Annotated in this window: 31 protein-coding genes and 2 tRNA genes; 15 read left to right on the forward strand and 18 right to left on the reverse strand. The window is 65.4% G+C overall.

Features of this window, described 5'->3' with window-relative positions; translation table 11 throughout:
- The first annotated feature begins 72 nt into the window (after nucleotides 1–72).
- Nucleotides 73–1,473, forward strand: a complete 1,401-nt coding sequence (locus ACK4HL_RS11810; RefSeq protein WP_409760502.1) for an aminotransferase — start codon at nucleotides 73–75, stop codon at nucleotides 1,471–1,473.
- On the opposite strand, the gene ACK4HL_RS11815 is transcribed toward ACK4HL_RS11810, so the two are convergent.
- The 3 genes from ACK4HL_RS11815 to ACK4HL_RS11825 are packed head-to-tail and all read right to left on the reverse strand — an operon-like array spanning nucleotide 1,470 to nucleotide 3,392.
- Complete coding sequence (locus tag ACK4HL_RS11815) at nucleotides 1,470–2,672, reverse strand: winged helix-turn-helix domain-containing protein (RefSeq protein WP_409760504.1); 1,203 nt, start codon at nucleotides 2,670–2,672, stop codon at nucleotides 1,470–1,472. The two genes, ACK4HL_RS11810 and ACK4HL_RS11815, sit on opposite strands and share 4 nt — an antisense overlap.
- The gene (locus tag ACK4HL_RS11820) at nucleotides 2,669–3,193 is read right to left on the reverse strand and encodes an N-acetyltransferase family protein (protein WP_409760506.1); all 525 of its coding nucleotides are present in this window, start codon (nucleotides 3,191–3,193) and stop codon (nucleotides 2,669–2,671) included. Before ACK4HL_RS11820 ends, ACK4HL_RS11815 begins: the two co-directional genes overlap by 4 nt.
- The gene (locus tag ACK4HL_RS11825) at nucleotides 3,147–3,392 is read right to left on the reverse strand and encodes a zinc-finger domain-containing protein (protein ID WP_409760564.1); all 246 of its coding nucleotides are present in this window, start codon (nucleotides 3,390–3,392) and stop codon (nucleotides 3,147–3,149) included. The genes ACK4HL_RS11820 and ACK4HL_RS11825 overlap by 47 nt, the downstream gene beginning before the upstream one ends.
- Before the next feature lie 51 nt (nucleotides 3,393–3,443).
- Between ACK4HL_RS11825 and ACK4HL_RS11830 the strand changes: the two genes are divergently transcribed.
- From ACK4HL_RS11830 to ACK4HL_RS11840, 3 genes are all read left to right on the forward strand, one after another.
- Nucleotides 3,444–4,187 carry an alpha/beta fold hydrolase gene (locus ACK4HL_RS11830; RefSeq protein ID WP_409760508.1) on the forward strand — a complete coding sequence of 248 codons (744 nt, stop codon included), beginning with the start codon at nucleotides 3,444–3,446 and terminating at the stop codon, nucleotides 4,185–4,187.
- Nucleotides 4,188–4,286: 99 nt separating this feature from the next.
- The gene (locus tag ACK4HL_RS11835) at nucleotides 4,287–5,018 is read left to right on the forward strand and encodes a TIGR00730 family Rossman fold protein (RefSeq protein ID WP_409760510.1); all 732 of its coding nucleotides are present in this window, start codon (nucleotides 4,287–4,289) and stop codon (nucleotides 5,016–5,018) included.
- Between the two features lie 80 nt (nucleotides 5,019–5,098).
- Nucleotides 5,099–6,034, forward strand: a complete 936-nt coding sequence (locus ACK4HL_RS11840) for a phosphatidate cytidylyltransferase (protein WP_409760512.1) — start codon at nucleotides 5,099–5,101, stop codon at nucleotides 6,032–6,034.
- On the opposite strand, the gene ACK4HL_RS11845 is transcribed toward ACK4HL_RS11840, so the two are convergent.
- The 4 genes from ACK4HL_RS11845 to ACK4HL_RS11860 form a co-directional block, all read right to left on the reverse strand.
- Nucleotides 6,009–6,704 carry a CDP-alcohol phosphatidyltransferase family protein gene (locus tag ACK4HL_RS11845; RefSeq protein WP_409760514.1) on the reverse strand — a complete coding sequence of 232 codons (696 nt, stop codon included), beginning with the start codon at nucleotides 6,702–6,704 and terminating at the stop codon, nucleotides 6,009–6,011. The two genes, ACK4HL_RS11840 and ACK4HL_RS11845, sit on opposite strands and share 26 nt — an antisense overlap.
- Nucleotides 6,694–9,225, reverse strand: a complete 2,532-nt coding sequence (locus ACK4HL_RS11850) for an AMP-binding protein (protein ID WP_409760516.1) — start codon at nucleotides 9,223–9,225, stop codon at nucleotides 6,694–6,696. Before ACK4HL_RS11850 ends, ACK4HL_RS11845 begins: the two co-directional genes overlap by 11 nt.
- Entirely contained in the window at nucleotides 9,209–9,898 is a 690-nt protein-coding gene (locus tag ACK4HL_RS11855) for a hypothetical protein (protein WP_409760518.1), read from the reverse strand. Before ACK4HL_RS11855 ends, ACK4HL_RS11850 begins: the two co-directional genes overlap by 17 nt.
- A 74-nt stretch (nucleotides 9,899–9,972) precedes the next feature.
- Nucleotides 9,973–10,770: an enoyl-CoA hydratase-related protein gene (locus ACK4HL_RS11860; protein ID WP_409760520.1), complete on the reverse strand. Its 798-nt coding sequence runs from the start codon at nucleotides 10,768–10,770 to the stop codon at nucleotides 9,973–9,975.
- A gap of 111 nt (nucleotides 10,771–10,881) precedes the next feature.
- On the opposite strand from ACK4HL_RS11860, the gene cysE reads away from it, so the two are divergent.
- The 3 genes from cysE to ACK4HL_RS11875 are packed head-to-tail and all read left to right on the forward strand — an operon-like array spanning nucleotide 10,882 to nucleotide 12,501.
- Nucleotides 10,882–11,715: a serine O-acetyltransferase gene (gene cysE, locus ACK4HL_RS11865; protein ID WP_409760522.1), complete on the forward strand. Its 834-nt coding sequence runs from the start codon at nucleotides 10,882–10,884 to the stop codon at nucleotides 11,713–11,715.
- A gap of 33 nt (nucleotides 11,716–11,748) precedes the next feature.
- Nucleotides 11,749–11,961, forward strand: a complete 213-nt coding sequence (locus tag ACK4HL_RS11870) for a DUF3126 family protein (protein ID WP_409760524.1) — start codon at nucleotides 11,749–11,751, stop codon at nucleotides 11,959–11,961.
- Between the two features lie 12 nt (nucleotides 11,962–11,973).
- Nucleotides 11,974–12,501 carry a gamma carbonic anhydrase family protein gene (locus ACK4HL_RS11875; protein ID WP_409760526.1) on the forward strand — a complete coding sequence of 176 codons (528 nt, stop codon included), beginning with the start codon at nucleotides 11,974–11,976 and terminating at the stop codon, nucleotides 12,499–12,501.
- On the opposite strand, the gene ACK4HL_RS11880 is transcribed toward ACK4HL_RS11875, so the two are convergent.
- Nucleotides 12,488–13,237, reverse strand: a complete 750-nt coding sequence (locus ACK4HL_RS11880; RefSeq protein WP_409760528.1) for a FadR/GntR family transcriptional regulator — start codon at nucleotides 13,235–13,237, stop codon at nucleotides 12,488–12,490. The two genes, ACK4HL_RS11875 and ACK4HL_RS11880, sit on opposite strands and share 14 nt — an antisense overlap.
- Before the next feature lie 218 nt (nucleotides 13,238–13,455).
- On the opposite strand from ACK4HL_RS11880, the gene ACK4HL_RS11885 reads away from it, so the two are divergent.
- Genes ACK4HL_RS11885 through ACK4HL_RS11895 form a run of 3 tightly spaced genes read left to right on the forward strand, consistent with a single transcriptional unit; the run spans nucleotide 13,456 to nucleotide 16,324 of the window.
- Complete coding sequence (locus tag ACK4HL_RS11885; RefSeq protein WP_409760530.1) at nucleotides 13,456–13,959, forward strand: molybdopterin-dependent oxidoreductase; 504 nt, start codon at nucleotides 13,456–13,458, stop codon at nucleotides 13,957–13,959.
- Between the two features lie 17 nt (nucleotides 13,960–13,976).
- The gene (locus ACK4HL_RS11890) at nucleotides 13,977–15,707 is read left to right on the forward strand and encodes a sensor histidine kinase (protein WP_409760532.1); all 1,731 of its coding nucleotides are present in this window, start codon (nucleotides 13,977–13,979) and stop codon (nucleotides 15,705–15,707) included.
- On the forward strand, nucleotides 15,704–16,324 hold the full coding sequence (locus ACK4HL_RS11895) for a response regulator transcription factor (RefSeq protein WP_409760534.1): 621 nt from the start codon (nucleotides 15,704–15,706) through the stop codon (nucleotides 16,322–16,324). The genes ACK4HL_RS11890 and ACK4HL_RS11895 overlap by 4 nt, the downstream gene beginning before the upstream one ends.
- Nucleotides 16,325–16,347: 23 nt before the next feature.
- On the opposite strand, the gene ACK4HL_RS11900 is transcribed toward ACK4HL_RS11895, so the two are convergent.
- Together ACK4HL_RS11900 and ACK4HL_RS11905 are read right to left on the reverse strand one after the other, a co-directional pair.
- Nucleotides 16,348–16,758, reverse strand: a complete 411-nt coding sequence (locus ACK4HL_RS11900) for a hypothetical protein (RefSeq protein WP_409760536.1) — start codon at nucleotides 16,756–16,758, stop codon at nucleotides 16,348–16,350.
- Between the two features lie 282 nt (nucleotides 16,759–17,040).
- A complete protein-coding gene (locus ACK4HL_RS11905; protein ID WP_409760538.1) occupies nucleotides 17,041–17,688 on the reverse strand; it encodes a transglutaminase-like cysteine peptidase in 648 nt (215 codons plus the stop codon).
- 187 nt (nucleotides 17,689–17,875) lie between these two features.
- Here ACK4HL_RS11905 and ACK4HL_RS11910 point away from each other — a divergent pair.
- Nucleotides 17,876–17,960, forward strand: a tRNA-Leu gene (locus ACK4HL_RS11910).
- A gap of 74 nt (nucleotides 17,961–18,034) precedes the next feature.
- Here ACK4HL_RS11910 and ACK4HL_RS11915 read toward each other — a convergent pair.
- From ACK4HL_RS11915 to ACK4HL_RS11940, 6 genes are all read right to left on the reverse strand, one after another.
- On the reverse strand, nucleotides 18,035–18,733 hold the full coding sequence (locus ACK4HL_RS11915; protein ID WP_409760540.1) for a hypothetical protein: 699 nt from the start codon (nucleotides 18,731–18,733) through the stop codon (nucleotides 18,035–18,037).
- A 156-nt stretch (nucleotides 18,734–18,889) separates the two neighbouring features.
- Complete coding sequence (locus tag ACK4HL_RS11920; protein ID WP_409760542.1) at nucleotides 18,890–19,060, reverse strand: HIG1 domain-containing protein; 171 nt, start codon at nucleotides 19,058–19,060, stop codon at nucleotides 18,890–18,892.
- A 207-nt stretch (nucleotides 19,061–19,267) separates the two neighbouring features.
- Nucleotides 19,268–19,352, reverse strand: a tRNA-Leu gene (locus ACK4HL_RS11925).
- Between the two features lie 12 nt (nucleotides 19,353–19,364).
- Nucleotides 19,365–19,709: a hypothetical protein gene (locus tag ACK4HL_RS11930; RefSeq protein WP_409760544.1), complete on the reverse strand. Its 345-nt coding sequence runs from the start codon at nucleotides 19,707–19,709 to the stop codon at nucleotides 19,365–19,367.
- A 111-nt stretch (nucleotides 19,710–19,820) separates the two neighbouring features.
- Nucleotides 19,821–20,114: a hypothetical protein gene (locus ACK4HL_RS11935; protein WP_409760546.1), complete on the reverse strand. Its 294-nt coding sequence runs from the start codon at nucleotides 20,112–20,114 to the stop codon at nucleotides 19,821–19,823.
- Nucleotides 20,111–20,290, reverse strand: coding sequence for a hypothetical protein (locus ACK4HL_RS11940; RefSeq protein ID WP_409760548.1), 180 nt, complete (start codon nucleotides 20,288–20,290; stop codon nucleotides 20,111–20,113). Before ACK4HL_RS11940 ends, ACK4HL_RS11935 begins: the two co-directional genes overlap by 4 nt.
- 293 nt (nucleotides 20,291–20,583) lie before the next feature.
- Here ACK4HL_RS11940 and ACK4HL_RS11945 point away from each other — a divergent pair, with 293 nt between their 5' ends.
- Nucleotides 20,584–20,793 (forward strand): cold-shock protein, encoded by a 210-nt coding sequence (locus ACK4HL_RS11945; RefSeq protein ID WP_409760550.1) that lies wholly within the window; start codon nucleotides 20,584–20,586, stop codon nucleotides 20,791–20,793.
- 142 nt (nucleotides 20,794–20,935) lie between these two features.
- Here ACK4HL_RS11945 and ACK4HL_RS11950 read toward each other — a convergent pair whose 3' ends face one another.
- Nucleotides 20,936–21,772 carry a DUF2066 domain-containing protein gene (locus ACK4HL_RS11950; protein ID WP_409760552.1) on the reverse strand — a complete coding sequence of 279 codons (837 nt, stop codon included), beginning with the start codon at nucleotides 21,770–21,772 and terminating at the stop codon, nucleotides 20,936–20,938.
- Nucleotides 21,773–21,901: 129 nt separating this feature from the next.
- Between ACK4HL_RS11950 and mgtE the strand changes: the two genes are divergently transcribed.
- Nucleotides 21,902–23,287: a magnesium transporter gene (gene mgtE, locus ACK4HL_RS11955; protein WP_409760554.1), complete on the forward strand. Its 1,386-nt coding sequence runs from the start codon at nucleotides 21,902–21,904 to the stop codon at nucleotides 23,285–23,287.
- Here mgtE and ACK4HL_RS11960 read toward each other — a convergent pair whose 3' ends face one another.
- The gene (locus tag ACK4HL_RS11960; RefSeq protein WP_409760556.1) at nucleotides 23,288–23,773 is read right to left on the reverse strand and encodes a methyltransferase family protein; all 486 of its coding nucleotides are present in this window, start codon (nucleotides 23,771–23,773) and stop codon (nucleotides 23,288–23,290) included.
- 116 nt (nucleotides 23,774–23,889) lie between these two features.
- On the opposite strand from ACK4HL_RS11960, the gene rpoZ reads away from it, so the two are divergent.
- Both rpoZ and ACK4HL_RS11970 read left to right on the forward strand, forming a co-directional pair.
- Nucleotides 23,890–24,303, forward strand: a complete 414-nt coding sequence (rpoZ, locus tag ACK4HL_RS11965) for a DNA-directed RNA polymerase subunit omega (protein WP_409760558.1) — start codon at nucleotides 23,890–23,892, stop codon at nucleotides 24,301–24,303.
- Between the two features lie 69 nt (nucleotides 24,304–24,372).
- On the forward strand, nucleotides 24,373–26,282 hold a 1,910-nt coding region (locus ACK4HL_RS11970; RefSeq protein ID WP_409760560.1), incomplete at its 3' end, for a RelA/SpoT family protein.

The following is a 26,282-nucleotide window of genomic DNA, read 5'->3' on the forward strand; positions in this document are numbered from 1 at the left end:
CTGGGGGTGGCGCCGAGGCGGTCTCCATGGTATTGAATGAATGTTCAATTAACCCGATGACGAGGTGAAATCGTGCTTCAGCAGGCTAGCAACCGTTTCAACGCGCAGGAACTCTGGCAACAGGATCACGACCATTTCCTGCATCCCTATACCCATTTCGACAGCTTCAGGAAGGATGGCTCCCTCGTTCTCGTGGAGGGCGAAGGCTGCTACGTCACGGACGCCAATGGTCGGCGCTATTTCGACGGCATCGGCGGCATGTGGTGTGTCAACGCCGGCTACGGCCGCAGGGAAATCGCCGAGACCATGGCGGAACAGGCGTTGCAACTCTGCTACACGACGACCTTCGTCGACGTGACCAACGCGCCAGCCGCCCGTCTCGCAGCCAAGCTCGCACAGCTGGCGCCCGGTTCGCTCAATCACGTGGCCTATGCCACCTCCGGCTCCTGCGCCGTCGATACGGCCATCCGCCTTGCGCATTACTACCAGTCGCGCCGCGGCGAGCCCTCGCGCCGCTATGTCATCTCGCGCAAGAATTCCTATCACGGCTCGACCTATCTGGGCATGACGGTGGGGCTGCGCGACGGTGACCAATCCGAGCACTTCAAATACGTGCCCGACCTCGTGCACCATCTCTCCGCCCCTTATCCGTACCGCCGCCCCGATGGCATGAGCCTGGAGGCTTTCAGCGACTTTCTCGTCGATGAGTTCGCACGAAAGATCAAGGAGTTGGGCGCGGAGAACATCGCCTGCTTCATTGCCGAACCGGCGCAGGCCTCCGGCGGCGTCTGCATCCCGCCGCCCAACTACCTGCCGCGCATGCGCGAGCTCTGCACGAAGCACGGCATTCTTTTCATCGCCGACGAGATCGTCACCGCCTTCGGCCGGCTCGGGCATATGTTCGCAAGCCAAGACGAATATGGCGTCGTGCCGGACATGATCCTGTGCGCCAAAGGCCTCACCTCGGGCTACATCCCGCTCGCCGCCACCATCTATTCGGACGAGGTGCACGAGGTGATCTCCGCGCCCGATCCCGATGCCTGGTTCACACACGGCTTCACCTACTCGGGACATCCGGTGTCCTGCGCGGTAGCCTTGAAGAACATCGAGATCATCGAGCGCGAAGACCTGTGCGGCAACGCCGCGCGCGTGGGAGACTATCTCGAGAAGCGGCTTGGCGAGCTGCGCGAATTGCCCATCGTCGGCGACGTGCGCGGCCGGCGCCTGATGATGTGCGTCGAGTACGTGAAGGACAAGGCGACCCGCGAGAAGCTGCCTGACCGCTGCAACATCTCCCGCCGCATATCACAGGCCTGCGAGGACAAGGGCCTGCTCGTCCGCCCGCTCGGGCATCTCGACGTGCTCTCTCCGCCCCTCACGATGACCATGGCGGAGGTTGACTTCGTGACCGAGACGCTGCGCGGCGCAATCCTCAAGGCCACTGATGAACTGAAAGCCGAGGGCGTGATCTAGAGCGCACTACGGAGCGCGGCGGACAAGTTCCCCTTGTCCCCCGCTTCGACGGCGGGAAGGCCCAGCCACGCCGCCATCCGCCTCAGTTCCTCGGCAAGTGCCGTGGCCGTCTCTTGCGCATCGGCATGGGGTTCGTGGTGTATGGCATTGGCACGCAGCACGCCGGCCTGGCGGTCGGCCTTGAGGCAGACCCGACCGGCGATCCTGTCTCCGTTCAGGAACGGAAGGACGTAATAACCGAATTTCCGTTTTGGCGCGGGCGTATAGATCTCGATCCTGTAGTGAAATCCGAAGAGCCGCTCGGCTCGCGAGCGTTCCCAGACCAGGGGATCGAAGGGCGAGAGCAGGGCCGTTCCGCCCGCCTTGCGGGGCAGTTTCGCGTCGCGGTGAAGATAGGCCCGCTGCTTCCAGCCTTCGACCGTCGCCGGCACGAGCGCGCCCTCCTCGACGAGTTCCATGACCGCCGCCTTGGTTTCGGCAACGGGGAGGCGGAAGTAGTCGCGAAGATCGGCCTCAGTGGCGACACCCAGCGCCAGCCCCGAAAGATCCAGCAACTGGCGGATGGCGTCAGCCTCCCGCGGCGTCGGCAGAGCGAGGGTCTCGGCAGGGATGACTCGTTCGGGGATGTCGTAGAAGCGTTCGAAAGCAGCCCGCGTGGCGGTGGTGAGAAGGCCCTGGTCGAAGAGGGTTTCGAGCGCCAGCTTGCCCCTGGACCAGCCCCACCAGCCGCCGTCCGACTTGCCGCCGCCCGGCACCTCGCTTGCCGCCGTCGGCCCGTTCGCCGCCACGAAGGCGAGCACCTCCTTCAGATAGCGCTGCTCTTCCCGGCCGAAGCGGTCCATCTGCCCGTAGGTGCCGTTTCCGGCGCGCGCCCGGGCCATGCGCCAGCGCACCAGCGGGTGAAGCTCGAGGGGCAGCAGGCTCGCCTCATGCGCCCAGCATTCGAACAAGGCGCGCTTTCGGCTGCCGAAGCTGCGCTCGTCCAGCGTGGCGTGCGGGTAGGAGCCGAGGCGCGAGAACAGAGGCAGATAATGCGAGCGGACGAGGACGTTGACGCTGTCGATCTGCAGCAGATTCAGCCGGCGGATCATGGGGGCCATGCGGCCCCAGTTCACCGCGCCGCTGCGCTCGGGCCAGGTGAAGCCCTGCGCGGCGAGCACCACGCGCCTTGCCTGGCCTATGGAAAGCGACTCCTTCACCGCAGGGGTCTTTCCATCGTCACGTAGACCTCCTCGAGGCCGTTGCGAAGATAGAAGGCCCTGGCACTCGCATTGCGGGCGAGCACGCCGACGCGGAGGACATCCACGCCCCGGCGGCGGGCCTCCGCCTCGCAGGCGGAGAGGAGGGCCGTGCCCACGCCATGGCCGCGAGCGTCCGCGGCCACCGCGAGGTCACCAACTTCGGCAAAGCTGTAAGGAAGTTCCGCCTTGTCGTCATCGGCCAAGGAGAAGGTGAGCGCCGCATAGCCGACCACGCCTGCAGCGGCCTCGGCCACCATCAGCCTTCCACGACCTTCCGCGACTTCCCGCTTCAGGCGCTCGACGTACCACGGCCCCATCGTTTCGGCCGGGCGGATGCGGGCATGGAACTGGCCCTCGTGGGCTTGCAGGTCGCGCAACGCCGCGAGGAGGCCATCCTCGTCCCCCTCGCGGAAGTCGCGGATGGTCAGCCCGTCAGGCAGCCTGGTCTGTCCAGGCGGCCTGGGCGGGAATGGACTCATCCGGGGCCAGCTTCGGGTTGAACCGGTAGAGCGTCGAGCAATAGGGGCAGATCGTTTCCGAATCCGCGCCCATGTCGATGAAGATGTGGGGGTGGTCGAAGGGCGGAGGCGCACCGATGCACATGAATTCCTTCGCGCCCACATCGATCGCCGGAAGTCCCATCTGGTTCTGGAAATGCGGGGTTGCGCCGGATGCCATGTCGACCTCGAACTGCTTGTCTCGTGGGCCGATTAGCATATGTTCGCCGCCATGCACAAATTCAATTCGGCCGGCGTTGAGATCGCCTATGAGGAGGCGGGCGAGGGCTTTCCGATCCTTCTCATCCACGGCTTTGCCTCGACCGGCCGCGTCAACTGGTGGGACACCGGCTGGGTGAAGACCCTCACCGAGGCGGCGCGGCGCGTCATCACGTTCGATCACCGCGGCCATGGCGAGAGTGAGAAACTCTATGATCCTGCCTTGTACGCGGCGGCGGAGATGGCGGAGGACGCGCGCCGCCTGCTGGACCACCTCGGAGTTGCCCAGGCTGACGTGATGGGTTACTCGATGGGCGCCCGCGTCGCGGCTTTCTTCACCCTGGCCCATCCCGGCCGTGTGCGCCGCGCGGTGTTCGCCGGTCTGGCCTCTCGCATGATCACCGGCGTGGGCGGCGCCGAGGCCATTGCCCGCGCCCTCGAGGCCCCGAGCCGCGAGGAGGTGGCCGATCCCGGCGCCAAGGCCTTCCGCATCTTTGCCGAACAGACGAAGAGCGATCGCGAGGCGCTCGCCGCCTGCATCCGGTCTTCGCGCGACAGGATCACCGCGGATGCGCTGGCGGCGATCCGCGTTCCCGTGCTCGTCGTGGCGGGGGAGAAGGATGACGTGGCGGGTGACGTCGACACGCTCGTAAACGCCATCCCAGGTGCGCGGGGGGTGACATTGCCGGGCCGGAACCACATGAACGCCGTGGGCGACAGGACCTACAAGCAGGCGGTGCTCGACTTCCTGACGTGAACCACCCTCGCTGCAGACTGCCCCCCTTGATGCAGGTCAAGTTGCCCGGCGCCCGGCGTGCTGTATCCATCAGCCAAGAAGCAAATCCGGAGTTCCGCCATGGAAGAGCCTGGTGCAAGATCTGCTGTGGACGGCAACTCCATGCTGCAGCTGATCAAGGGGGCCGAAAAGGCATTCCTCTCCGGCCGCCGCAGGAAACAGGCGGATGTCGAGAGTGCCGTCGGCATTTTCCTCGAGATGCTTAGGGGGTTCGAACTTTTCGATGTGCCGGGCCCCTGCGTGACGGTGTTCGGATCGGCCCGCCTGCTCGAGGGAGATCCCTACTACGCCCTGGCCCGCAGGATCGGCGCGAGCCTGGCAACCTCCGGGTTCACCGTCATGACCGGCGGCGGGCCCGGCCTGATGGAGGCGGCCAACCGGGGTGCCAAGGAGGCCGGCGGCTTCAGCATGGGCTGCAACATCACATTGCCGCACGAGCAGACGCCCAATGCCTATTTCGACAGCTATGTCCAATTCGAGCACTTCTTCGTCAGGAAGGTCATGCTCGTCAAATACTCATGCGCATTCGTCATCATGCCGGGTGGATTCGGCACGCTCGACGAGGCATTCGAGATCGCCATCCTGATCCAGGCACGCAAGCTCTTGAAGTTTCCAATCGTCCTGGTCGGCGTGGAGTTCTGGGCGCCGCTCCGGCAGTTCATACGCGAGAAGATGGTGGGCATGGGCCTCATCAACGAGGAAGATCTCGCCATCGTGAAGATCACGGACGACGTGGAGGAGACGATCGACTGGATCCGCCACGGCGAAAACCGGCACGGGACCTACCCCTGATCGGGAGACTCCCCGTTGACGGGAGTTGCGTGCATCTTCATGCTTCCTTTGTCGTCACTTCCTGAGCGGGCCGGGCACCGATGGACGCGAGAGAACTGATCTGGACCTTGTTCATCGGCGCGCTTGCTGTGCTTGCCGTGGCCTCTGCAATCGGTTTCGCGTTGTCGCGGCGCTATCGGGACAGTTCCGCCGTCGCCAATTTCAACAGCCGCACCTTGGCCTGGTGGGTAATGGTGGTCCTTCTCGCCCTGAGCTTCCTTGCCGGCAAGAACGGCGTCATCGCCCTGTTCTTCTTGCTCTCCGGGGTGGCGCTCTATGAATTCCTGATCCTCACCGCCAACCGCAAAAGTGATGGCCGCGCCATCGCCGCCGCCTTCCTGCTGGTTCTGCCTCTCCAGTACATCCTCGTCTGGAGCGAATGGTACGGTCTGTTCACGGTGTTCATCCCCGTCTACGGCTTCCTTCTGCTGCCGATCATCGCGGTGACGCGCGGGGAGACGGCAGGCTTCATGGGACGCGTCGCCGAATTGCAGTGGGGGGTGATGATCGCGGTGTTCTGCCTCTCCCACGTGCCGGCGCTCATGGTCATCCACATTCCGGGCTTCGAGGGCCGCAACGTCCTGCTCATCGCTTATCTCCTGCTGGTGGTGCAGTCGAGCGACGTGCTTCAGTACGTCTGGGGGAAGCTGGCGGGACGCCACAAGATCGCGCCCTCGCTGTCACCCTCGAAGACCGTAGAAGGCTTCCTCGGCGGCGTTGCCAGCGCCTCGCTGCTGGGCGCCGCGCTGTGGTGGATCACGCCCTTCAGCATGCTGCAATCGGCCGCGATCGCGCTGGTCATCAACCTCATGGGCTTTGCCGGCGGGCTGGTGATGTCGGCGATCAAGCGGGACCGTGGCGTCAAGGACTGGGGCTACATCGTCAAGGGCCATGGCGGCGTTCTCGACCGACTTGACTCGATCGTGTTCTCTGCGCCGGTCTTCTTCCACCTCACCCGTTACTGGTGGTCTGTCTAGCGGGACTCGCGGCATTGAGCGCAATCGCCGCGCGGCGTGTCCTCACGATGCAGGTGTAGATTCCGCCGATGACGATGATCCACAGCACCAGAGCGAGAAGCCCCACGGCGCCATCCGCACCAAAGCCCGGATGCCAAGCTTCCGGCGTGACGCCGAGATAGAAGCTCACCGCGGCTATCGAGAACATGCGCTGCTGCTTCGCCATGGGCCCGCCGAAATCCGCCGGTGCGCCGGCAATGGTGCCGACGAGCCGGATGCAGGTGACCATCAGCGCAACACATGCGGCCGCCCACCCCGCCATCGGGTCGCTCCCCACGGCATAGCCGGCGCCGGCAAACAGCGCGACGTCGGACAACCGGTCGGGGATCTCGTTGTAGAGAAGCCCCGTCGGCGATGCCCGGCCCTGTTCGACCGCCACCATTCCGTCGAACATGTTCGAGAGTCCGCGCAGCAGCACCATGATGGCCGAAGCGACAAGCAACAGGCGGGCGAAGTCCGGCAACTGCGGGGTGAGCGCCAGCGCGACGCCGGATCCCACGCCGACGGCGAGGCCGAACAGCGAGATCTGGTTCGGCGTCACGTCCTTCCCTGCAAGCCAGGAGGCGAAGGCTGCGGAGTGCCGAGACTTGCGGGCGGGGATTGGACGGCGGTTGGCATGTTCATCGGGCATCGTCGGGGTTTCCCTTGAGCAGTGTGACCACGGAGACGTGGAGTCGGCGGGCCGTCTCCTCGGGATCGGCGGCCGCATCGACATGCTGCGGCGCGCCGAACGCCACCCGCACAGCTCCTGGCCGCGGCCAGCGCGCCCCCTTTGGGAGGATGATATCGCCCCCGGCGACGGCCACCGGTACGACGGGAATGCCGAGCCCCCTGGCGAGGAGGCCGATGCCGCTCCGGAAGGGCAGCACGCTGCCGTCCGGTGAACGGGTGCCTTCCGGATAGATGAGAATGGAGAGCTTCCTGTCGGCAAGCTCACCGCAGCGCTCGAGGCTGGCCCGAACGCCTCCTGCGCGCGAGAACGGGAACGTGTTGAGCAGCAGGGAGGCCGCCGCACCCGCCAGCCTGTTGCGGTAGAAATAGTCGGAGGCGGCAGCCACCACGGTGGTGCGGCGAATCTCACGGGGAAGTGCCCGGAGTACCGAGACAGTGTCGACATGGCTGCTGTGGTTGGCCGCGAACAGCATGGGCCCCCGCAGCCCGGCCAGCTGTTCGAGACCTTCGACGGTGAACGGGCGGGCGAGAAGCCGGTGCGGCGGGAAAAGCAATGTGGATTGCAGCATCGGGCGGAGCGCGCCGGCAATCGTGCCGAGCGGCCATTCGCTGGGTCCGTCGGAGGAGCCGGCTCTGGCGCCCGCCTCCACGAGGGTCTCGAGATCGCTCACGGTCCTGGCGGCGGAAAGCTGTTCCTCATCGAGCGCGATGCCGAGCCGTTCCTCGATGGCCGCCAGGAGCTCGACTTGGGCCAGCGAGTCGAGACCGAGATCGCCTGCGAGTTCGGTATCGGGCCCGACCACCGCCTCGCGGTTTCGCGCGGCGCGGCGGAGCAGGGCGTGCAACTGGTCCTGGGTGCTCTCCCGTGGCGGCGTTTGATCCGGGACAGGCCTCGCCGCCGGGCGTGCCGGTTCTGCCCCGAGGGTGGCGAGAATGTCGGACCGCCTGATCTTGCCGAGGGACGTGCGCGGAAAGTCGCCTGTTGCCCACACCGAATGACCGAGGATCCTCTGGTGGTTCGCGAGCCGCGTGTTGGCGTTGCGAACGGCGGTTTCGGCTGCATCCGCCCCGAAGCCCGCGGCAAGACGAAGGCTCGCGTGGATCTTCTCGTGACCCGCAGCATCGGGCAGGGCCAGGACCACGCAATCGGCGATTCCTGCCTCCTTCCGCAATTCCTGCTCGATGTCCGCCGGGAAGACCTTCTGGCCACTCGCGAGTACGATGCGCTCGCCAAGGCGGCCGGTGATCCGGAGGACGCCCCCGTTGCCAAGCTCGCCGATGTCGCCGGTGCGGAACCAGCCATCCGCCGTGAACGCCGCCGTGCTGCGCTCGGCATCCTGCCAGTAGCCGCGGGCGACATTCGGCCCCCGGGCCCAGATCTCCCCTGCCTCCGCGAGCTTGACCTCGACGCCGGCGAGCGGCCATCCGACACTTCCCGCCGGGCGCTCGTCATAGGTGGTGGAGGCGATGACGGGGGCGCACTCGGTTGAGCCGTACCCGATGATGACGTGGACGCCGATCCGCTCCCACCATTGCGCCACGGCTTCGGGCAGTGCGGCGCCGCCGCAGAGCACGAAACGGAGTTCGCCGCCGAGCTGGCGGTGCAGCGGCCGGAACAGGTGCCGGCGCAGCGCGATGGGCACGTGCTCCGCCAGCTTCGTCCTCCGCTCCCACCACGGCCAATGCCCGGATTGGCGGATCGATTGCTCGATGCCGCGGCTCAGCATTTCGAGAATGCGGGGCACCACCACGAGCCCGGTGACGCGCTGGCGGCGGATCTCGCGCAGCACCGTGGCCGGCTGGATCCGCGTCATGTAGTGAACGGAACCGGACTTGAGCATGGGCAGGTAGAGCCCCACGGTTTGTTCCAGCATGTGCGAGAGCGGCAGGATCGATAGCAGGCGCAGCGGCATGCGGTCCGGCACGACGGCTGATGCCGCAATGGCGTTGCTGACGATGTTGGCGTGGGACAGGACGGTCCCCTTCGGGTCCCCCGTCGTCCCGGACGTGAAGACGATTTCAGCAACATCGTCAGGCCCTGGCGCGTCCTGCGGCGGAGCGGCAGGAGGCAATGCGGCGAATTGGGCTGGGTCGATGGTGCTGAGGTCGGGGACAGCCCGCGCGGCTGGCCCCGCGATGACGTGCAATGCCCCCGTCTTGCGCCCGACACGCTCGAGGAATTCCGCCGATGAGCCGAGATCGAGGGGGACGGCGACCAGCCCCGCGCGCATGAGGCCGAGATGGGTGGCGACGGCCCACGGCGAGTTCGGCATAGAGACGAGGACCCGGTCCTGCGCCTTGAGATCCTCTTGCCTCGCCAGCCATGCGGCGATGGCCTCGACATGCCCGAGCAGTTCGGCATAGGTCCAGCACTCGGTGCGGAGTCCCTCGCGCATGGAAACGGCCACGGCGCTGCCATGGCTCCGCGCTGCATGTTCGAGCAGTCCGGGTAACGTGGGCGGTTCAGCGTGCGCCGGCATCAGGGCCTCCCTCACGCCTGAAGCGGCCTGTCGTCAGGAAGGCATGCGCCTGGTCGATCAGCTCTGGATCGGAATAAGCCTCGTCGTGGCTGACCTCCAGCTGGGTGGCATCAGTGGCGCCCGGCAGGAGCGTCGAATGCTCCCAGGCCGTGTTCGGCACCGCCTCCGGAGTGAGGCCCAGCATTCGAGCCATCGCGGAAGGCAGCATTTCGACGATGAGGCCTCGCTCGGTTCCCACCGCCGGCAGGGGCAGGCGCATGATGTCCTCCCTGGCCATGTCGACCGTCGCCTTGCCCTGCGTCAGCCAGACAAGCGCAGCCGACCAGCGCTTCACTGCGTAACGCGGCACGAGTTCCTGGAGCGGCGAGCGGACGAACACGATGCGGCCAAGGGGGAATTCCCCGAGTGAAGGGGCTGCCAGCCGCATGGCGTAGGCCCCGCCGATATAGGCCAGCACATGAACGGCCTGGTGTCCCCGGGCCAGAATGCGGGTTCGGAGGTATCTGATCAGGAATCGCGAACAGGCCCGCAGCCCAAGGCGGAAAGGGAGAGCAGGAAGATAGACGGTGAAGGTGTGGCGGCTCTCGAGCACATCCCGGAGATGCCGCCGCTCCGCCCGACCTGCCGTCACCCCGACGAGGACGAGCAGGGCATCACGCGGTGCCTGCTGCATGTGCAAACCCTCGTTTCACGATTCCGGACACGTTGAAAGACCTACCACCGGCGGCGGCAACTGTCATGATGCGGCTAGACGCCCCTGAATGCCGGCTTGCGCTTCTCCGCGAAGGCGGCGCGGCCCTCGGCGTAGTCGGCGCTGTCGAAGCAGCGGGCGGCCAGGGCGGCCACCTCGTCTGCCGCCGCGTGGCCCGGGCGGGCCGCGACCATGTCGATTGCGCGCTTGGCGTGGGCTATAGTGAGGTGCGCGCCGGCCGCGATGTCCGCACACAGGGCGGCGGTCTCGCTTGCGATGTCCGATGCGAGCCTGCCGATCAGCCCAAGTCGCAACGCCTCCTCGGCGGACAACCGGCGGGCGGTGAAGATCATCTCCTTGGCGGCGGTCGCTCCCACGGCGGCCACGAGGTCCCGCAGCCCGTCGAGGGGGTAGGCGAGCCCCAGCCGCGCCGGCGGCAGCGCGAATAGGGCGGAATCATCGGCGATGCGGAGATCGCAGGCGAGCGCAATCGCCAGACCGCCGCCGATGCAGAAACCCTGGATCATGGCGATCACGGGTTTCCTCGCGACCCTGATGGCTGCGAAGGCCTCGCCGTTCAGCCTTTCGTAGGCGGCAGCCGCTGCGGCGTCGTTCCGCGCCACGCCGAATTCGGAAATGTCGGCGCCGGCGGCGAAGGCTTCCGAGCCCGCACCCCTGATGACGATGACCCGTACATCAGCATGGTCATCAAGAGATTTCATCAATGGCGGGATTGCCGCCCACATTCCGGCATTGAGCGCGTTGCGCCGCTCAGGACGGTCCAGCACCAGCCAAGCCGTTGATCCTTCGAGGAAAGCCTGGATGTGAGGCGACGGGGAGGGAAGGGTGATCATGGCCCCTTTTCTAGGCGCTGGGCGACGGCTTCACAATCCGCCCATGGGATACCCATGTTCTCGTGTCTGGGTTATAGTTCGAGGATGCCGCAAGGCGACAGGGAGTTGATCATGCGTCAGGCCACGAAAACGCAGTCCGTCGAGAAGATCGATCCGGTGTGGAGCCGAATCCGCGAGGAGGCGGAAGCGATCGCCCGCCATGAGCCGGCACTGGGCGGATTCATCTTCTCGCTTGTCCTTAACCATGACAGCTTCGAGGAGGCGCTGACCCACCGGCTGGCGCAGCGCCTCGGCAATGCCGACATCGGGGCAGACCTGATCGTTCATGCCTTCAACGACGCCATCGAGGCGGAACCCGAGATCGGCCACGCCGCGCGCGCCGACATCATCGCCACCTTCGACCGCGACCCGGCCTGCCACCGCTACATCGACCCTTTGCTCTATTTCAAGGGGTACCAGGCCATCCAGACGCATCGCATGGCGCACCGTCTCTGGCACATGGGACGGCGCGACTTCGCCTACTACCTGCAAAGCCGCCTCTCGGTGATCTCCGCCATCGACATCCACCCGGCGGCGAAGATCGGCAAGGGCATCATGGTCGATCACGGCCATGACATCGTGATCGGCGAGACCAGCGTCGTCGAGGACAATGTCTCGATCATGCAGGGCGTGACGCTGGGCGGCACGGGCAAGGAGGCGGGCGACCGCCATCCCAAGATCCGGCGCGGCGTTCTCGTGGGCGCCGGCGCCAAGATTCTCGGCAATATCGAGATCGGCAGCTGCTCGCGCGTTGCCGCCTGCTCGGTGGTGCTGCACGACGTTCCGGCCAACACGACGGTGGCCGGGGTTCCGGCCAAGGTCGTGGGCTATGCCGGCTGCACCGAGCCCGCCCGCTCGATGGATCATAACGTTGAGCAGGTTGCGGCCCCGGAGGATAAGGGCTAGGACGGGCGGGACACCGAACCGGAGAAGCCGCCCTTGAAGCCTGAAGAAATCACCAAGCTGACGAACTTCCTCCGCGCCAAGTTCGAGCTGCCCTCGATCAGCGTGAGAAAGCGGCCGCAGAAGAGTGACTCGGCGGAAGTCTATATCGGCGAGGAGTTCGTTGGCGTGATCTTCCGCGACGAGGAGGATGGCGAGCTTTCCTACAATTTCTCCATGGCCATCCTCGAGTTCGATCTCGAGGAATAGCGGAAGCCCCGCATGACGATTTATGCGCTGGACGGCATCGCACCGGAACTGCCGGAGGAAGGTGCCTACTGGGTCGCGCCCGACGCGGCGCTGATCGGCCGGGTGAAGCTGGAGCGCATGGCCAGCGTGTGGTTCGGCGCCGTGCTGAGGGGCGATAACGAGCTCATCACAATTGGCGAGAATTCCAACGTGCAGGATGGCTGCGTGCTGCACACCGACCCCGGCCTCGAGCTCACCATCGGCCGCAACTGCACGATCGGCCACAAGGCCATCCTGCACGGCTGCTCGATCGGCGACAACACGCTGATCGGCATGGGCGCGGTGATCCTCAACCGAGCCCGTATCGGCAGCAACTGCCTGATCGGCGCCAATGCATTGATCACTGAAGGCAAGGTCATCCCCGACAACTCGCTCGTGATGGGTCAGCCCGGCAAGATCATGGGCGAGCTCAACGAGGAGGCCATGGCGAAGCTGCCGAAGTCGGCGGAGGTCTATGTGCGGAACTGGCAGCGCTACGCCAGTGGCCTCACGGTCCGGTGACAGCCGCCGGGGCGGCACTCTGAAGGATCTCGTCCGTATCGTCCAGCAGCAGGCTCATGGCGCGCTGCGCCTCCTCGGGTGACTGGCGGGCGATCGCGCTCACCACGCCCGCATGCAGGGGCAGAGTGCGCTCCGGTCGGTGGTTGTGGCGCGTCGTATAGTCGAACATGTTGGCGAGAGCCTGTTCGATGATGATGCCGAAGGGTGCGAGGAGATCGTTGTTGGCCGCCGCCAGCAGCGCAAGGTGGAAGCGCACGTCGGCCTCGACCATCGCCACTTCGCCCGAGGCCGTCTTCATGGCCTCGAGGGCCGCTTCAAGGGCGGCGAGCTGTTCCGGAGTGCGGCGCCTCGCTGCCAGCATGGCGGCACCCGGCTCGAGAATGCGGCGTACCTCCTGAAGCGAGGCGAGGAACAGCCGCCGGTCCATGGCGGCGCAGTGCCAGGCCATCACGTCGCGGTCGAGGAGATTCCAGCGCTCGCGCGGTTCCACCCGCGAACCCACCTTGGGGCGGGAGACAAGCAGCCCCTTGCCGTGAAGCGTCTTGATCGCCTCCCGAACCGCGGTGCGGCTGGCAGCGAAAATGCGGCTCCACTCCGCTTCCTTGGGAAGGAGGCTCCCCGGGGCATAGGTGCCGTCGAGGATACGCATTCCGATGCCGGCCGCCAGTTCCGCATGAATGCGGCTTCCCGGCACCCGCCGCGGCAGGCGGACCGGCTTCCTCCTGCGCTCCGCCATCGCATCCGACCTCCGCAATTATCCTACAAAACTACGTCGTGACCCGGGCCTTGGCAATGCCGATGAGTTCAACCAGGTGAGGAATGCGTCACCAATTCCGTAGAATTTGCTTATTGGCGCGGCCAATCGTTTTCAGTATCACAAGCTCCGCATGAATTCGTACGTGTAACTACCAGCGCACGTTTGCATGGTTGCAAGGCCGAAGGGAGATGAAGGAAATGAGAGCGCTGTTCCTGGCTGCTGCACTTCTCACGCTGTTCTTTTCCGCACCTGGTTTTGCCTGCTCCCTCGAGTTGCCGAAGGGGAAGACCGTGCTAACCGTCCAGGGACGCATCGGGGAGTGCAACGTGGAGAATCGGGTCGACTTCGATCTCGCCATGATCGAGGCTCTCCCGAAGACGGTTGTGAAAACGGAGAATCCCTGGGAGCAGGGCGTGGTCAGCTACGAGGGCGTGCTGCTGCGGGACTTCCTGGCCCACGTCAAGGCCGAGGGGTCGATCCTGCGAATCGAGGCTCTCAACGACTACCGTTCCGACATCACCGCCGCCGATGCGGAAGCCTATGACGTGATCCTCGCCTACAAGCGAGAGGGCAACTACATGCCGGTGCGCGAAAAGGGGCCGTTCTTTGTCGTCTTCCCGTTCACCGACCTTCCCTCCCTGGCGACGGAGGAGCGTTTCGGCCAATCGGTGTGGCAAGTGTCCCGCATCACCGTCAGATAGTGTTTCACCCGCATCCCATGAAAGCTCGGAACGAGAACATTAAACGCCTGAACTGGTGGAGCGGTGCCTACCTCCTGGGCTTGATTTTGCTCCTTCTGTTGGCGGCCATCATCGCTCTGTTTGTTCAGAGGGAACTGCGCGGACTGAGCCGGCCGCAGGACGATGCCGGATGGGCGCTCTACCAGCTCGGCCTCGAACACGAGCGTCTCATGCTCGCGCTGCAGACGGGCGCTGGTGCCGACGAGGTGACCTTGCGGGGCGAGATCTATCTCAGTCGCGTCCTCCTCGTGCGCGACGCGCCGGCGCTTGCCAAGATCAGGATCAACATGAACCCGCTCCGGCTTAGCGAGCTGTTCCGGTCGGTGCAAACGACGGAGCGGCTGCTGCACGACGTCGGCAAGGGAGACTGGCGCACTCCTCTGCTCGCCCAGGTGAAGGCGGATGCCCCGGCGGTGCGCGAATTGACGCTCGACATGACGGCCCTCAATCGCAAGCTCCTGGGCGAGGAGCGGACCCACCGAACCGAGAGCCTGCTCTTGTACCTCGTGGCACTGGAGCTTCTGCTGCTGGCGCTGCTCGGACTCGGCATTGCCGTCTTGCGGATCACGCGAAAGCTGAGGGCCGCGGGTAGGGAGCTGGCGGCGCAGACCGCCTCGCAGGAGGCTATCCTCCGATCCGTCAACGATGCGATCCTGGGACTGGGCACCGACGGCAAGGTGCTCTACTCCAATCGGCGCGCCGTCGAGTGGTTCGGCCCTTCCGCGGAACGAGGCGCGAGCCTCTCAAGCGAGGGACCAGGAACGGCGTTGCTGCCGGCGATCCGCGATCTGCTCGCTCCCGGCGGCAACGAAGACGTCAGCACCGGCCTCGTTGCACTGCGCAGGATAAGCCTGACCTCCTCAGGGGAGGCGCGACACCTGGTGATCCGCGCTTACAGGCCCGTGGCCTCCGCCGACATCGACATGGGGAATACGTCCATCGTGGTCACCATCGCGGACGTGACCAGCGAAGAACTCGCGGCCCAGCGGCGCGCCGAATACGACGCAGGAATTGCCGAAGCCAGCCGCCTCCTCGCCTATGCGGCCATTTCCGGCGGCATCGTGCATGAGATCAGCCAGCCTCTCGCAGCGATCCGCAATTACATCCATGCCCTGAAGGTCTCGCTTGGCCTGCGTCCCGGGAACGAAGAGCAGCGCGCCATCGTGGAGCATCTGGGGGCGGAGGTCGACCGGGCGATCGAGGTGGTGCGCAACGTTCGCCGGATGGGACCGGCCGATCCCGAAGATGCCGGGAGTTGCGACATCGGAGAGGCGATCGCTCATTCGGTCCGGCTGGTGAGCCTCGGCAGCAACCCGCCCCCGCCCATCAGTGTGCCGGAGGCGCGGGCGCCGGTCATCGTCTCCGGCTCTCTCCCGCTCATCGGGCAGGTGATCGTCAACCTCCTGAAGAACGCCCTCAGCGCGTCGAAATCCGCCGGACAGGCAGGCGCCAAGGTATCGGTCGCCACCCGGGGCGATTGTGCGGAAATTGCCGTGACGGATTTCGGAAACGGCGTTTCGCCCGAGGCGGCCAAAATGCTGTTCACGCCCTTCAACAAGTCCTCGCGCGGCGGGATGGGCCTGGGGCTTGCAATCTGCCAGCGTATCGCGACGGCGCTCGGCGGCTCGCTTTCCTGGGAGAACCGTGAGGGGGCCGGCGCCGTGTTCAAGTTCACCGTTCCACTCGTCAGGGAAGGCCATTCGCCATGAGCGGCAAGACCATCATGATCGTCGACGACGACCGCGGCTTCGCCCAGTCGCTCGCCAACATGCTCGGGGCGTCAGGGTACCGGACCTGCGTCAGCTATGATCCGGCGAGCGCGTTGGTGCAGGCGCGCACCCAGCCCGTCGACTGCGCCCTCATCGACTACAATCTCGGTGCCTCCCTCGGCACAACGCTGCTTTCACGGCTGAGCGAGGAGGGGCATAGCTTCCCCAAGATCATGATCACCGGCTATGGCGACGTGCGAACGGCCACTCAGGCCATGAAGCTGGGGGCGGCGGATTTCGTCGAGAAACCCTATGAACCCGAGGAACTGCTTCTCGCCATCGACACCGCCGTGTCCAAGGCGCGCGACGCCGCCCGTTCTGCCGAGGGAATCAGGGATGCTCGCCGCATGCTGCGCCTTCTGACCAACCGGGAAAGCGAGATCGTCGATGCCATCGTGGCGGGCCAGTCCAGCAAGCAGATTGCCGATGCCCTCGCGGTGAGCCAGCGCACGGTCGAGGCGCACCGCGCCAATGTGCTGCAGAAGCTGGGCATCTCGAATACCGCCTCGCTCGTCCGCCTGGCGGTACTTGCCGCCATGGGGCCCCCGCAGGGCTGAAGCGGAAATCGTTTACCGGCCTTCTATAGAAAAGACGCGTCCAGGCTCGCGATCAAATTGAGGCAGGCGATTGCCTGGCGCGTCTCGACCCCGATGTGACACGCCCCGTGCAGCAGGCAGGCCTGGACCAGGTTCGGCACGTCGCCCACCATGGCCAGCAAGGTTTCGCAGAGTTGCCGGCCGACCGGCCGTGGATCGATCCTTCCGGGTCGGCTGAGGGCCTTGGCGAGGGTGCGGCGCACCAGCGCGAATCGCCGAAGCGATTCGATCTCGAGGAGCAGTGCCGTCCTCTCTGTTCCGCTGCCGCTGAACCTGTATCGGGTGAGAATGCCTTCAACGGTGTCGATGGCACGCATTGCCGTCAGGTGCGGGTCTCCCGACAGCGTCTCGAAGATACACACGGAGGAACCAGGCCGGCTGATCAGAACATCCATTGTTTCACCTCAAGGGAGATATGACACAATGTTAGGCTGCTCGGCGGATGGCGGGCATGCGGAAAGCCCGAAACGATTTCAGTAGAACTACTCAATCGATATCGGAGCAATATCGGAGTGGGTAGACCTCCGGTTGACGTCATCGTCAAATGGTCGGAGCCGGCACAGGGTGGGCTGTGCCGGCTCCTGAGCCCGGTCTGGTGGGGGATGGTGAGGGGACGCCGACCGGGCCTGACTCTCCTCCTGCCGTCTTCCGCGAGGCGTCCTGCACGCCTCGCGAACTCACTTCTCCGTGCCGGCGGCGACGACGCCGGAGGGAAGACTTTCTTCCCCGCCGAGTGACACCCAAACCCGCGGGTCGCGCTGCGATTGCCGCTTGAGGTAGGTGTAGTCGAGGTCGCTCCACCGGCGGATCTCGTTGCGCCGGTTGTCGAGCACGAAGTCGCCTTCCTCCGTGGCGACCATCAGCACCGCGTGGCCTTCATTCTTCTCGTCGAGGACGACGGTGATGAGAAGCGCTGAGCGCGCGAAGCCGAGCCGCTCGAGATAGCGCTTCTTCATCAGCACGTAGTCCTCGCAGTCGCCCGCGTCGGCGGGGTAGGCCCAGTATTCGGCCTCCCCGTAGAGTTCCTCGTCGCTCACCGGCGCCACCTTGCCGTTGACGAAGCTGTTCACCTTGAAGAGCAGCCTCCAGCGCTCCGACGTCATGCCGATCCTGGAGCTGCGCAGGCCCTTCGACCTGCACTCCTCTGCGTTGCGTGCGCAGAAGCCCACGAAGCCCACGGGAGGGAGCGTCTTGTCGAAGGTCTCGGCGAATTGCGCCGGCAGCCGCGCGCCCCGCGCCTCGCTGAGGCTGCCGGTGGCTTCCGCGCCCTGCGTGCCCAGAGCCAGTGCCAGAAACACCGCCCCCGCCGCCCCCAAATTCTTCATCTGACGTCCATCCCTTCCACTGAAGGCCAGACTAGCCCGAAGGCTTTGAGATGACGTTCAGCCAGGCCCGAAAATCCCGCCTATTGGCGTAGCAAAGCGTTCACCACGAGAGGCAGCTGCATGGTCTGGAAAGGGGTTGATTAATGGGGGAACGCCTGTTAGACACCGCGCCACCGACGGATGGCGTGCGGCCATGGCGGAATTGGTAGACGCACTAGCTTGAGGTGCTAGCGGGTAACACCGTGGAGGTTCGAGTCCTCTTGGCCGCACCATCGTCCTCCCCAAGCGATGGAAAAAGGGTAGATGACCGGGCGAGGCACATCGGCCATGCCCCGTAACCTTTGCCTCAGTAGACCGTGGGCGTCCGGCAGCGATATTTTTTCCGGCCGTCGGCGGCCGTGTACCAGTGCGGCTTGGCCGCGCCGGAGCACTGTGCGCCCCGCTTGGCGGTGGCCTTTTGCTTCGCTTCGGCGACGCGCTTCGCTTTCGTCTTTCCGGGCTTGCGCTGAGCAGCCTTCTTGGGCGAGGCCTTCTTCGCCTCCACCTTCGCCGGCTTCGGCTCCGCCGCAGGTTCCTCGCTGGCGTCCGCTTCCCCGGCGGGAACGGCGGGTGCGGCAACCGGTTCGCTCGGCTCGACAGCGGCAGTGCTGTCAGGCTCCTCGGTTATGACAGCGTCGCCCGCGGGTTCTTCTGCAGCGGGGGCGAGGTTCGTCTCCTCGAGGGGCTTGCGGAGCACCTGCGCCGCACCGGGATCGGGCGGCGCCCAGGCCGGAACGATGCTTGGCTTCGGCGGAGCCGTGGCTGGGGAAACCGGAGCGGCGGCCATGGACGGCAGCTGCGGTGGTGGCGCGATCGGAGTGTCGGTCTGAGGCAGGGGCGGTGCGGCGGCTGCCGGGGCAATGGCGGGTCCCGCTCCCTGGTGGCGAGCGACGGCCGCCTTCACCTGCGGCGCCAGGGAAGCCTCTTCCGGCATCACCCGCACCTCGCCATTCGCCGTGTCCTTCTCGACGATCACGGCACACTGAACCTTGTGCACTTCCGTCATTGCGGGAGCCTGCTGCAGGGGACTGGCACAATGAGCCCCCAGGAGCACGACAACTTCGACAAGCTTCATGGATCACGCCCTCTCTGGTTCCCTCTCACAGGAAAAAAGGGGCCTCATCATGTCACAGTCGCGAAAAGAATGGGACTGGTTCGTGTTCTACTTGTCCCACTTCTCGGGATGCTCGTAACGGTCGCGGACCACCTCATCCGCGATCCGGTCGTTCCGCCTGTTGCGGTGGCGGTATTGCCACAACCCATAGATCAACGCACCAAGGAGCGCGAGCGTGGCAACCGGGTAAATGATTTCCCAGGCAAAGAAATTCTCCATGTTTGCCCTCCTTGCTGCTGATCTGAAGTAGAACAACCCTCAGAAATGGTAGTTCCGCCCATGAGGTGACGAACCTCCGGCGCCCCAACCTAGGGCCCATTTACGCTGGCTGTTTGGTAAGTGAGTTCCATGCCGCAGGAAAGTGTCGCGCACCTCGACAAGCAGCCGACGTCACCTCTAGGGGAAGCCTGACGCGCTCCAGTCGCTTGGTGCGGGCGGTGGGAATCGAACCCACACTTCCAAGGGAAAGCGGATTTTAAGTCCGCTGCGTCTACCGTTCCGCCACGCCCGCCGGCGGTGTTCTCTACACCGCTGCGGCGGGCGGCGCTACCTGGTGATCGCGGCTGCGCGAATACCAGCTGACGGGGTTCTGCTGGCGGAGGGCCCACTCCAGCCACAGCGAATAGGCCGCAGCGAGCTCGGCCTTCGCCTTCTCGAATGATGGACACCGGCCCGTGTTCGGCACGCGGGCCAGGGCGCAGCTCGGCCCCGTGAGGCTCCACCACCACTCTCCAACGGGCGTCGACTCGGCCTGGAGAATCCACCCTGCACGAAGCCCGTCGACCTCGGCAACGTGATCTTCTCCGGCGAAGGAACGGATGATGAGCGGGCGATCGGCGAGGGAAAGCGGAGAAATCTGAAGCAGCATTCACGGCACGCGAAAACCGCGTGCCCAGCCACCCCCGCCGGGGGGCAATCCACAGGAGTGGCCGGGACACACGATCTTAGCCTCGATTGAGACAAGCGCTCATTAATGCGGCTACTCCGCGTTTGGTTCCGCCAGTTCGGAAGATTTTTTGGCCTCGGCGACCGACTGAGCCTTGCCGTTCCTTTCGGCCTGCAGTCCGTAAGCCTCGTAGTAGGCAGCATCGATGGTGCCGACGAGCCTGTCGAAGCCTGCCTTGCCTGCCATCTGCCTGAGCTCCGCCAGCATTGCAGCGATGTAGTTCGCCATGTCCTGCTGGTACTTGGTCTCGTGAGCGGGCGCGGCGGATGCGGGCACTGCCTCGCCATTCCTGGCGCCAAGGTGCTCGTTCGGAGCGATATAGGTCATTCCTGCACGTCCTCCTGGGGATCCACGCGGTTGAGTTTCTTGCCACGCGGCGGAGACCCGGATCGCGCCGTGCGGGAAAACGATGGCGGATCGCTTGCGGGGAAGGATTCGTCGATCGTCTCGTCGATCTGCTCTTCGCTCCGCGGCGGCCGCTTCTGCACGGGGATGGTGCTCATGCGCAGGGTCTCCGTCATGTGGCTCAGCCAACGAGAACGCGCGCCACCCGTCAGGGTTCCCGAAGAAGATGAAATTCGTTGTGTCCCGGAACTTTTTCCTGCAGTCGGCATTCCGGTCGGGCACAGCTTGCAAACCAGGGAGGGCGTGTCCATATGGAGGCCTGTCGGTCGCCGGCCGGTTCACGGCCGTGCCTGGGGGCGCAAGTGCTCCCGATACCCAGCACCATCACCGGCTCTCATGAGAGGCGCTGTGCCGCGGGCACGCCGCTCAGGCGGTCCCGAAAGGAACTCACGTGCAGACAGGTACCGTGAAGTGGTTCAACGCCCAGAAGGGCTATGGCTTCATCCAACCTTCCTCGGGTGGTCCCGATGTGTTCGTCCACATCAGCGCGGTTGAAAGGGCCGGTCTTTCCGGCCTGAAGGACGGCCAGAAGGTCTCCTACGAGATCGTCACCGACCGCCGCAGCGGCAAGGCGGCAGCCGACCAGCTTCGCGCAGGTTGAGGCTGCGATACATTCTTCGAACGTTTCGCACACCACGGATGTACTGGGTGCCGGCGTGAGAAGCCGGGCCGGGCCGAAGGGTCCCGGCCCCGCAGGGCCGCGTCCTCAACGGACGCGGCCTTCGCATGTCCGGCATAGGGCATCAGCCTGGTTCGCCATTCCCCGAGAAAATCTGCGCCGCGCCACCCACGCCATTGCGGAAGGCGGCATCGAAATTCACGCCTTCGATCGACCAGCGGTGCTCGCGCCCCCGCCAGTCGAGGCGCCACTCCGCCCGCCAGGCGAGAAGCTCCTTGCTCCAGGCGAGGGAGCCGAGAAGCGGGATCTGCCCCGCGTTCCTGTCGACGAGGGGCTCGAGAGCGCTCGCCTGAACTTCCGGCAAGCCGTCGACGGTGAGTCCCGCCTTCGCCACCTGGAGGTCCGAGGGGATCACCACTTCGAGGGCATGGGCCCAGCTCGCATCCCGGAAGGACTCCCGCATGAGGTCGCCCGCGCCCGCCATCGAGGTCAAAACGAAGCTGCTGGCGATGTGCCTCACGGCCAGAAAAACCACGAGCCGAGGCCGCTCCTCAAGCCAGGGCCTCGAGCCGAGAGCAGAAAGCAGGTCGTTCACCTTCTCCGGCACATATTCAACCGTCATCTCGTAGGGCCGGTCCCGAGTGCCCTGTTCATCACGGATCGGCCGGAAGGCATAAAGATCACGATATGAATAGGTCTTGACCGGTGCCTCGGGCGTCTGGGCCAGCCGCGCCAGTTCCGGGCGTTCCGCCAGGCGCGGATCGCCGGAAACCCGGACGAGAACCTGCGCGAGACAGCTCGCCATCCCGGGGATGCGGGTTTCGGGGCGCCGCCCCGTGACGATGGTGCGGGCCTGATAGAGATTTGCAAGCCGGTCCTGTGCGAAAAGCGGCGTGCCCCTTAGCGCCAGGGCTCCGCCAAGCGCCAGAAGAGCCCTGCGCGAGAAACCGGTTGGGTCCATGTGAGTCGTGCCTCCGGCCCGGAAGAGCGACATAGATAGGCCGCGCTGAATGCCTCGTCCATGCCGGAAGGGCGATAGCGGCCGCTTTCAACTTGCGCTTGGCCCCGGAATGGGTTTGAGAATTCGGCGATGAGCGAGACTGGCGGCGACATCCGGGCAAGGGACGAGTGGGGCGTGATCGACGCCGGATTCCTGGCGCGGGTGCTGGAAGCGCTGCAGGGCGGCGAAGCGAAGGCGGTCCGGTCCTTGATCCGCGATCTCCATCCCGCCGATCTCGCCGATGTCATCGAGGCGCTGGAGCAGGACGACCGCGTCCGCCTGATCGCGGCACTTGGGCGGAGCTTCGATGCCGAGGCGCTGGCCGAACTCGATGAGGGCGTGCGCGACGATCTCCTCGAGGCGCTGCCCAACGAGGTCATCGCCTCGGCGATCAAGAAGCTCGACACCGACGACGCGGTCTATCTGATCGAGGACCTGGAGCGCGACGACCAGCGCGAAATCCTGGCCAAGGTGCCGAAGGAGGACCGCGCCGCGCTCACCCGCGCGCTCGACTACCCGGAGGCCACCGCCGGCCGCCTGATGAAGACCGAGTTCGTCGCGGTGCCCGTGTCCTGGACGGTGGAGCAGGCGACGAACCACATCCGCACCGGCAAGAACCTGCCGGACCAGTTCATCGAGGTCTACGTGGTGGACCCCGCCTTCCATCTGGTGGGCACGGTGCCTGTCTCGCGCTTGCTGCGGCACGCACCGGAGAAGCGCATCGAAGCCATCATGGACGACGAGCAGACGGTCTTCCGCGCCACCGATCCGCAGACGGACGTCGCCTGGAAGTTCGAGAAGTACAATTTCGTTTCCGCCGCCGTCACCGACGAGGCGGGCCGCCTCATCGGCACGCTGATGGCCGACGACATCGTCGAGGTGATCCAGGAGGAAGCGGGCGATCAGGTGCTGCACCTGGGCGGCGTCGGGGCGGAGGAAGCGATCAGCAATTCCGTGGCCGAGACGACCCGCTCGCGCTTTGCCTGGCTTTTCGTCAACCTGTTGACGGCGGTACTCGCCTCCTGGGTGATCTCCCTGTTCGATGCGACGCTGGAACAGATGGTGGCGCTCGCCATCCTGATGCCCATCGTCGCCTCAATGGGAGGCAACGCCGGCACCCAGACGATGACCGTGGCGGTGCGCGCGCTGGCAACCCGTAGCCTGGGCCCGCTCAACGCGCTCCGCGTCACGCTGCGCGAATGCGCTGTGGGCCTGATCAACGGCCTGCTTTTCGCTCTCATCATCGGTCTATTCGCCTGGGCGTGGTTCGGGTCCGACCAACTCGGCCTCATCATCGGCGCCGCCATGATCATCAACCTGCTGGCGGCGGCGCTCGCCGGCATCCTCGTTCCGCTGGCGCTCGACCGATTCGACATCGATCCTGCCGTGGCCTCCGGCACCTTCGTCACCACGGTAACGGACGTGGTAGGCTTCTTCTCCTTCCTCGGGCTCGCCGCTCTCTGGCTCGCACGCTGATCAGCGGAAGAACAGCCAGCGCGGGGTGCGGGCAGCATAGTCCGCCCACTCCCGTCCGAAGCGGGCGGCGAGATGGCGCTCCTCCCGCGCGATGGCAAGCCTCCAGGTGAGGAGGGCGGCGGCGAATGCAGCGGCGATCAGCCAGGCGATGCCGAAGAACAGGCCTGCTCCGGTGACGAGCATCGTGTTGGCCACGTAGATGGGGTTGCGGGTAAGGGCGAAAGGACCCCGGGTGATGAGCGCGCTCGCTGCCCGGTGCGGCATGATGGTGGTGTGGTGACGGTGGAAGGCGAGTGCCGCCGAAACATCCAGCGCGACGGCAGCACAGGCGAGGACGAGCCCCAACACGGCAAGGATGAGCCTAGCAGTCCCCTCGGGCCAGGCGAGCGGCATCAGCCAATGCAACAAGAGGGCGAAGAGGGCCGTTCCCCCATAAAGCAGCGGCGGCCAGGGAATGCGGTTCGGGCGTTCGGCGGGGTTCTCCATCGAAGGATAAGTTGAGATCAGGACTTTTCATGAAGTCAAGCCTGGGCTTGATTTGGCCGCAAAATGCGCCTAAGAGCCCGGAATTCCGTTCAATTCAGAGGGAGTGCACGAGCCCCATGGCGCGCGTCACCGTTGAAGACTGCATCGACAAGCTTCCCAACCGCTTCGAACTGGTGCTGCTGGCCGCCCACCGCGCCCGCTCCATTTCCCAGGGAGCTCACATCACCGTCGAGCGCGACAATGACAAGAACCCGGTGGTGGCTCTGCGCGAGATCGCCGACGAGAGCATCGTTCCGGAGGACCTGCGCGAGGAATACATCCACTCCATGCAGAAGCACGTCGAGGTGGACGAACCGGAGGCGACCGAAGTTCCGCTCATCCAGCAGTCTGGCGATATGTCCGTCGTCAACGATGCCCAAGGCGAGGAAGACCAGCCCGAAATGGAGCGCATGACAGAGGAGGATCTGCTGCGCGGCCTTGAGGGCATGCCCCCCGCCGAGAGCCCGGGAAGCCAGCGCAACGGCTACTGAGCCCCCGCCATTCGAGAGATTCAAGGCCGGACCACTGGAGTCCGGCCTTTTTTGTCTTAAGATCACGTCATGATGCGCCAATACGAGCTGGTGGAGCGGGTCGCCAAGTATGACCCGGACGCGGACGAGGACCTCCTCAACCGCGCCTATGTCTATGCCATGAAGGCGCACGGCAACCAGAAGCGGGCATCGGGCGAGGCCTATTTCAACCATCCGCTCGAAGTGGCCGCCATCCTTACCGAGATGAAACTGGACTCGGCGACCATTGCCGCGGCATTGCTTCACGACACGGTCGAGGATACCGAGGCAACCCACCAGGAAATCGAGGAAAAATTCGGTCCCGAGATATCCTCCCTGGTCGATGGGCTGACAAAGATCGCCAAGCTCGACCTTGTCACCAAGGAGGCCGCGCAGGCCGAGAACCTGCGCAAGCTCCTGCTCGCCATGTCACGCGACGTGCGGGTGCTGCTGGTCAAGCTCGCGGACCGGCTCCACAACATGCGCACGCTGGAGCACGTGAAGCCCGAGAAGCGGGTGCGCATCGCCCAGGAGACGATGGACATCTATGCGCCCCTCGCTGGGCGCATGGGCATGCAGGCGGTGAGGGACGAGCTCGAGGACATCGCCTTCCAGGTGCTGAACCCGGCCGCCAACAAGATCATCCTAGACCGGCTGGCGAAGCTTCACGCCGAGTCGGGCGGCATCCTGAGGTCGATCGAGCATGAGCTGACCCAGAAGCTCGTGGAGAACGGGATCAAGGCGGAGGTCTACGGGCGCGAGAAGCGGCCGTATTCCATCTTCCGCAAGATGGAGCGGAAGCTCCTGTCGCTCGGCCAGCTCTCGGACATCTTCGGTTTCCGGGTGATCGTCGGCACGGTGGACCAGTGTTACCGGGCGCTTGGCATCATCCACCGCACCTACCGCGCCGTCCCGGGGCGGTTCAAGGACTACATCTCGACGCCGAAGCAGAACGATTACCGCTCGATCCACACCACGGTGATCGGCCCCCATCACATGCGGGTGGAGATGCAGATTCGCACGCGATTGATGCATGAAATCGCGGAACGAGGTGTCGCCGCGCATGCGATCTACAAGGATGCCCCGGACGCCAAGGAGGCTCTCGACGGATTCAAGGCGCCGGCGGCCGAGTCGAACGCCTACCGCTGGCTCCGCCACCTCGTCGAGATGCTGCAGGAGGGCGAATCCCCGCGCGAGTTCCTGGAGCACACGAAGCTCGAGCTCTTCCACGACCAGGTGTTCTGCTTCACGCCGAAGGGCAAGCTCATCGCCCTGCCGAAGGGTGCGACACCCATCGATTTCGCCTATGCGGTGCACACCTCGGTGGGCGATTCCTGCGTGGGCGCCAAGATCAACGGCAGCCACGCCCCCCTGGTCACCGAGCTCAAGAACGGCGACGAGGTGGAGATCATCCGTTCCGAGGCCCAGACCCCGCCCGCTGCCTGGGAGGGCCTCGCCGTCACAGGAAAGGCGCGGGCCGCCATCCGCCGCGCCACCCGGGCCGCGGCGCGGAAGCAGTTCGCCGGGCTCGGCCGAGAGATCGTGGAAAAGATGCTGGCGAAGTTCGACAAGCCCTATTCCGAGAAGGAGGTGGCCGCCGCCATTCCCCGCCTCGGCCACAAGCACGTCGACGATGCGCTGGCGGCGATCGGCCGTGGCGAGCTCTCCGCCATCGACGTGATGAAGGCGATGGGTTTGACCGTCGACGATTCGAAGCTCAAGGAGCTGCGCCGCAAGGCCCCGGCCAAGAAGGCGGAACAGGTGGAGCTCTCGGTTCCGGTGCGCGGCGTCGCCCGCACCACCGCTCTCCGGATCGCCCCCGAAACCGGGGCGGTGCCGGGCGAGCGCATCGTCGGCATCCTCACGCCGGGCGAGGGCATCACCATCTACCCGATCTTCGCCAAGGCGCTCGAGCAGTACGACAACCAGCCCGAACGCTGGGTGGACCTCGCCTGGGACAC

This window comes from Aestuariivirga sp., assembly GCF_046294715.1.
Lineage (GTDB): Bacteria > Pseudomonadota > Alphaproteobacteria > Rhizobiales > Aestuariivirgaceae > Aestuariivirga.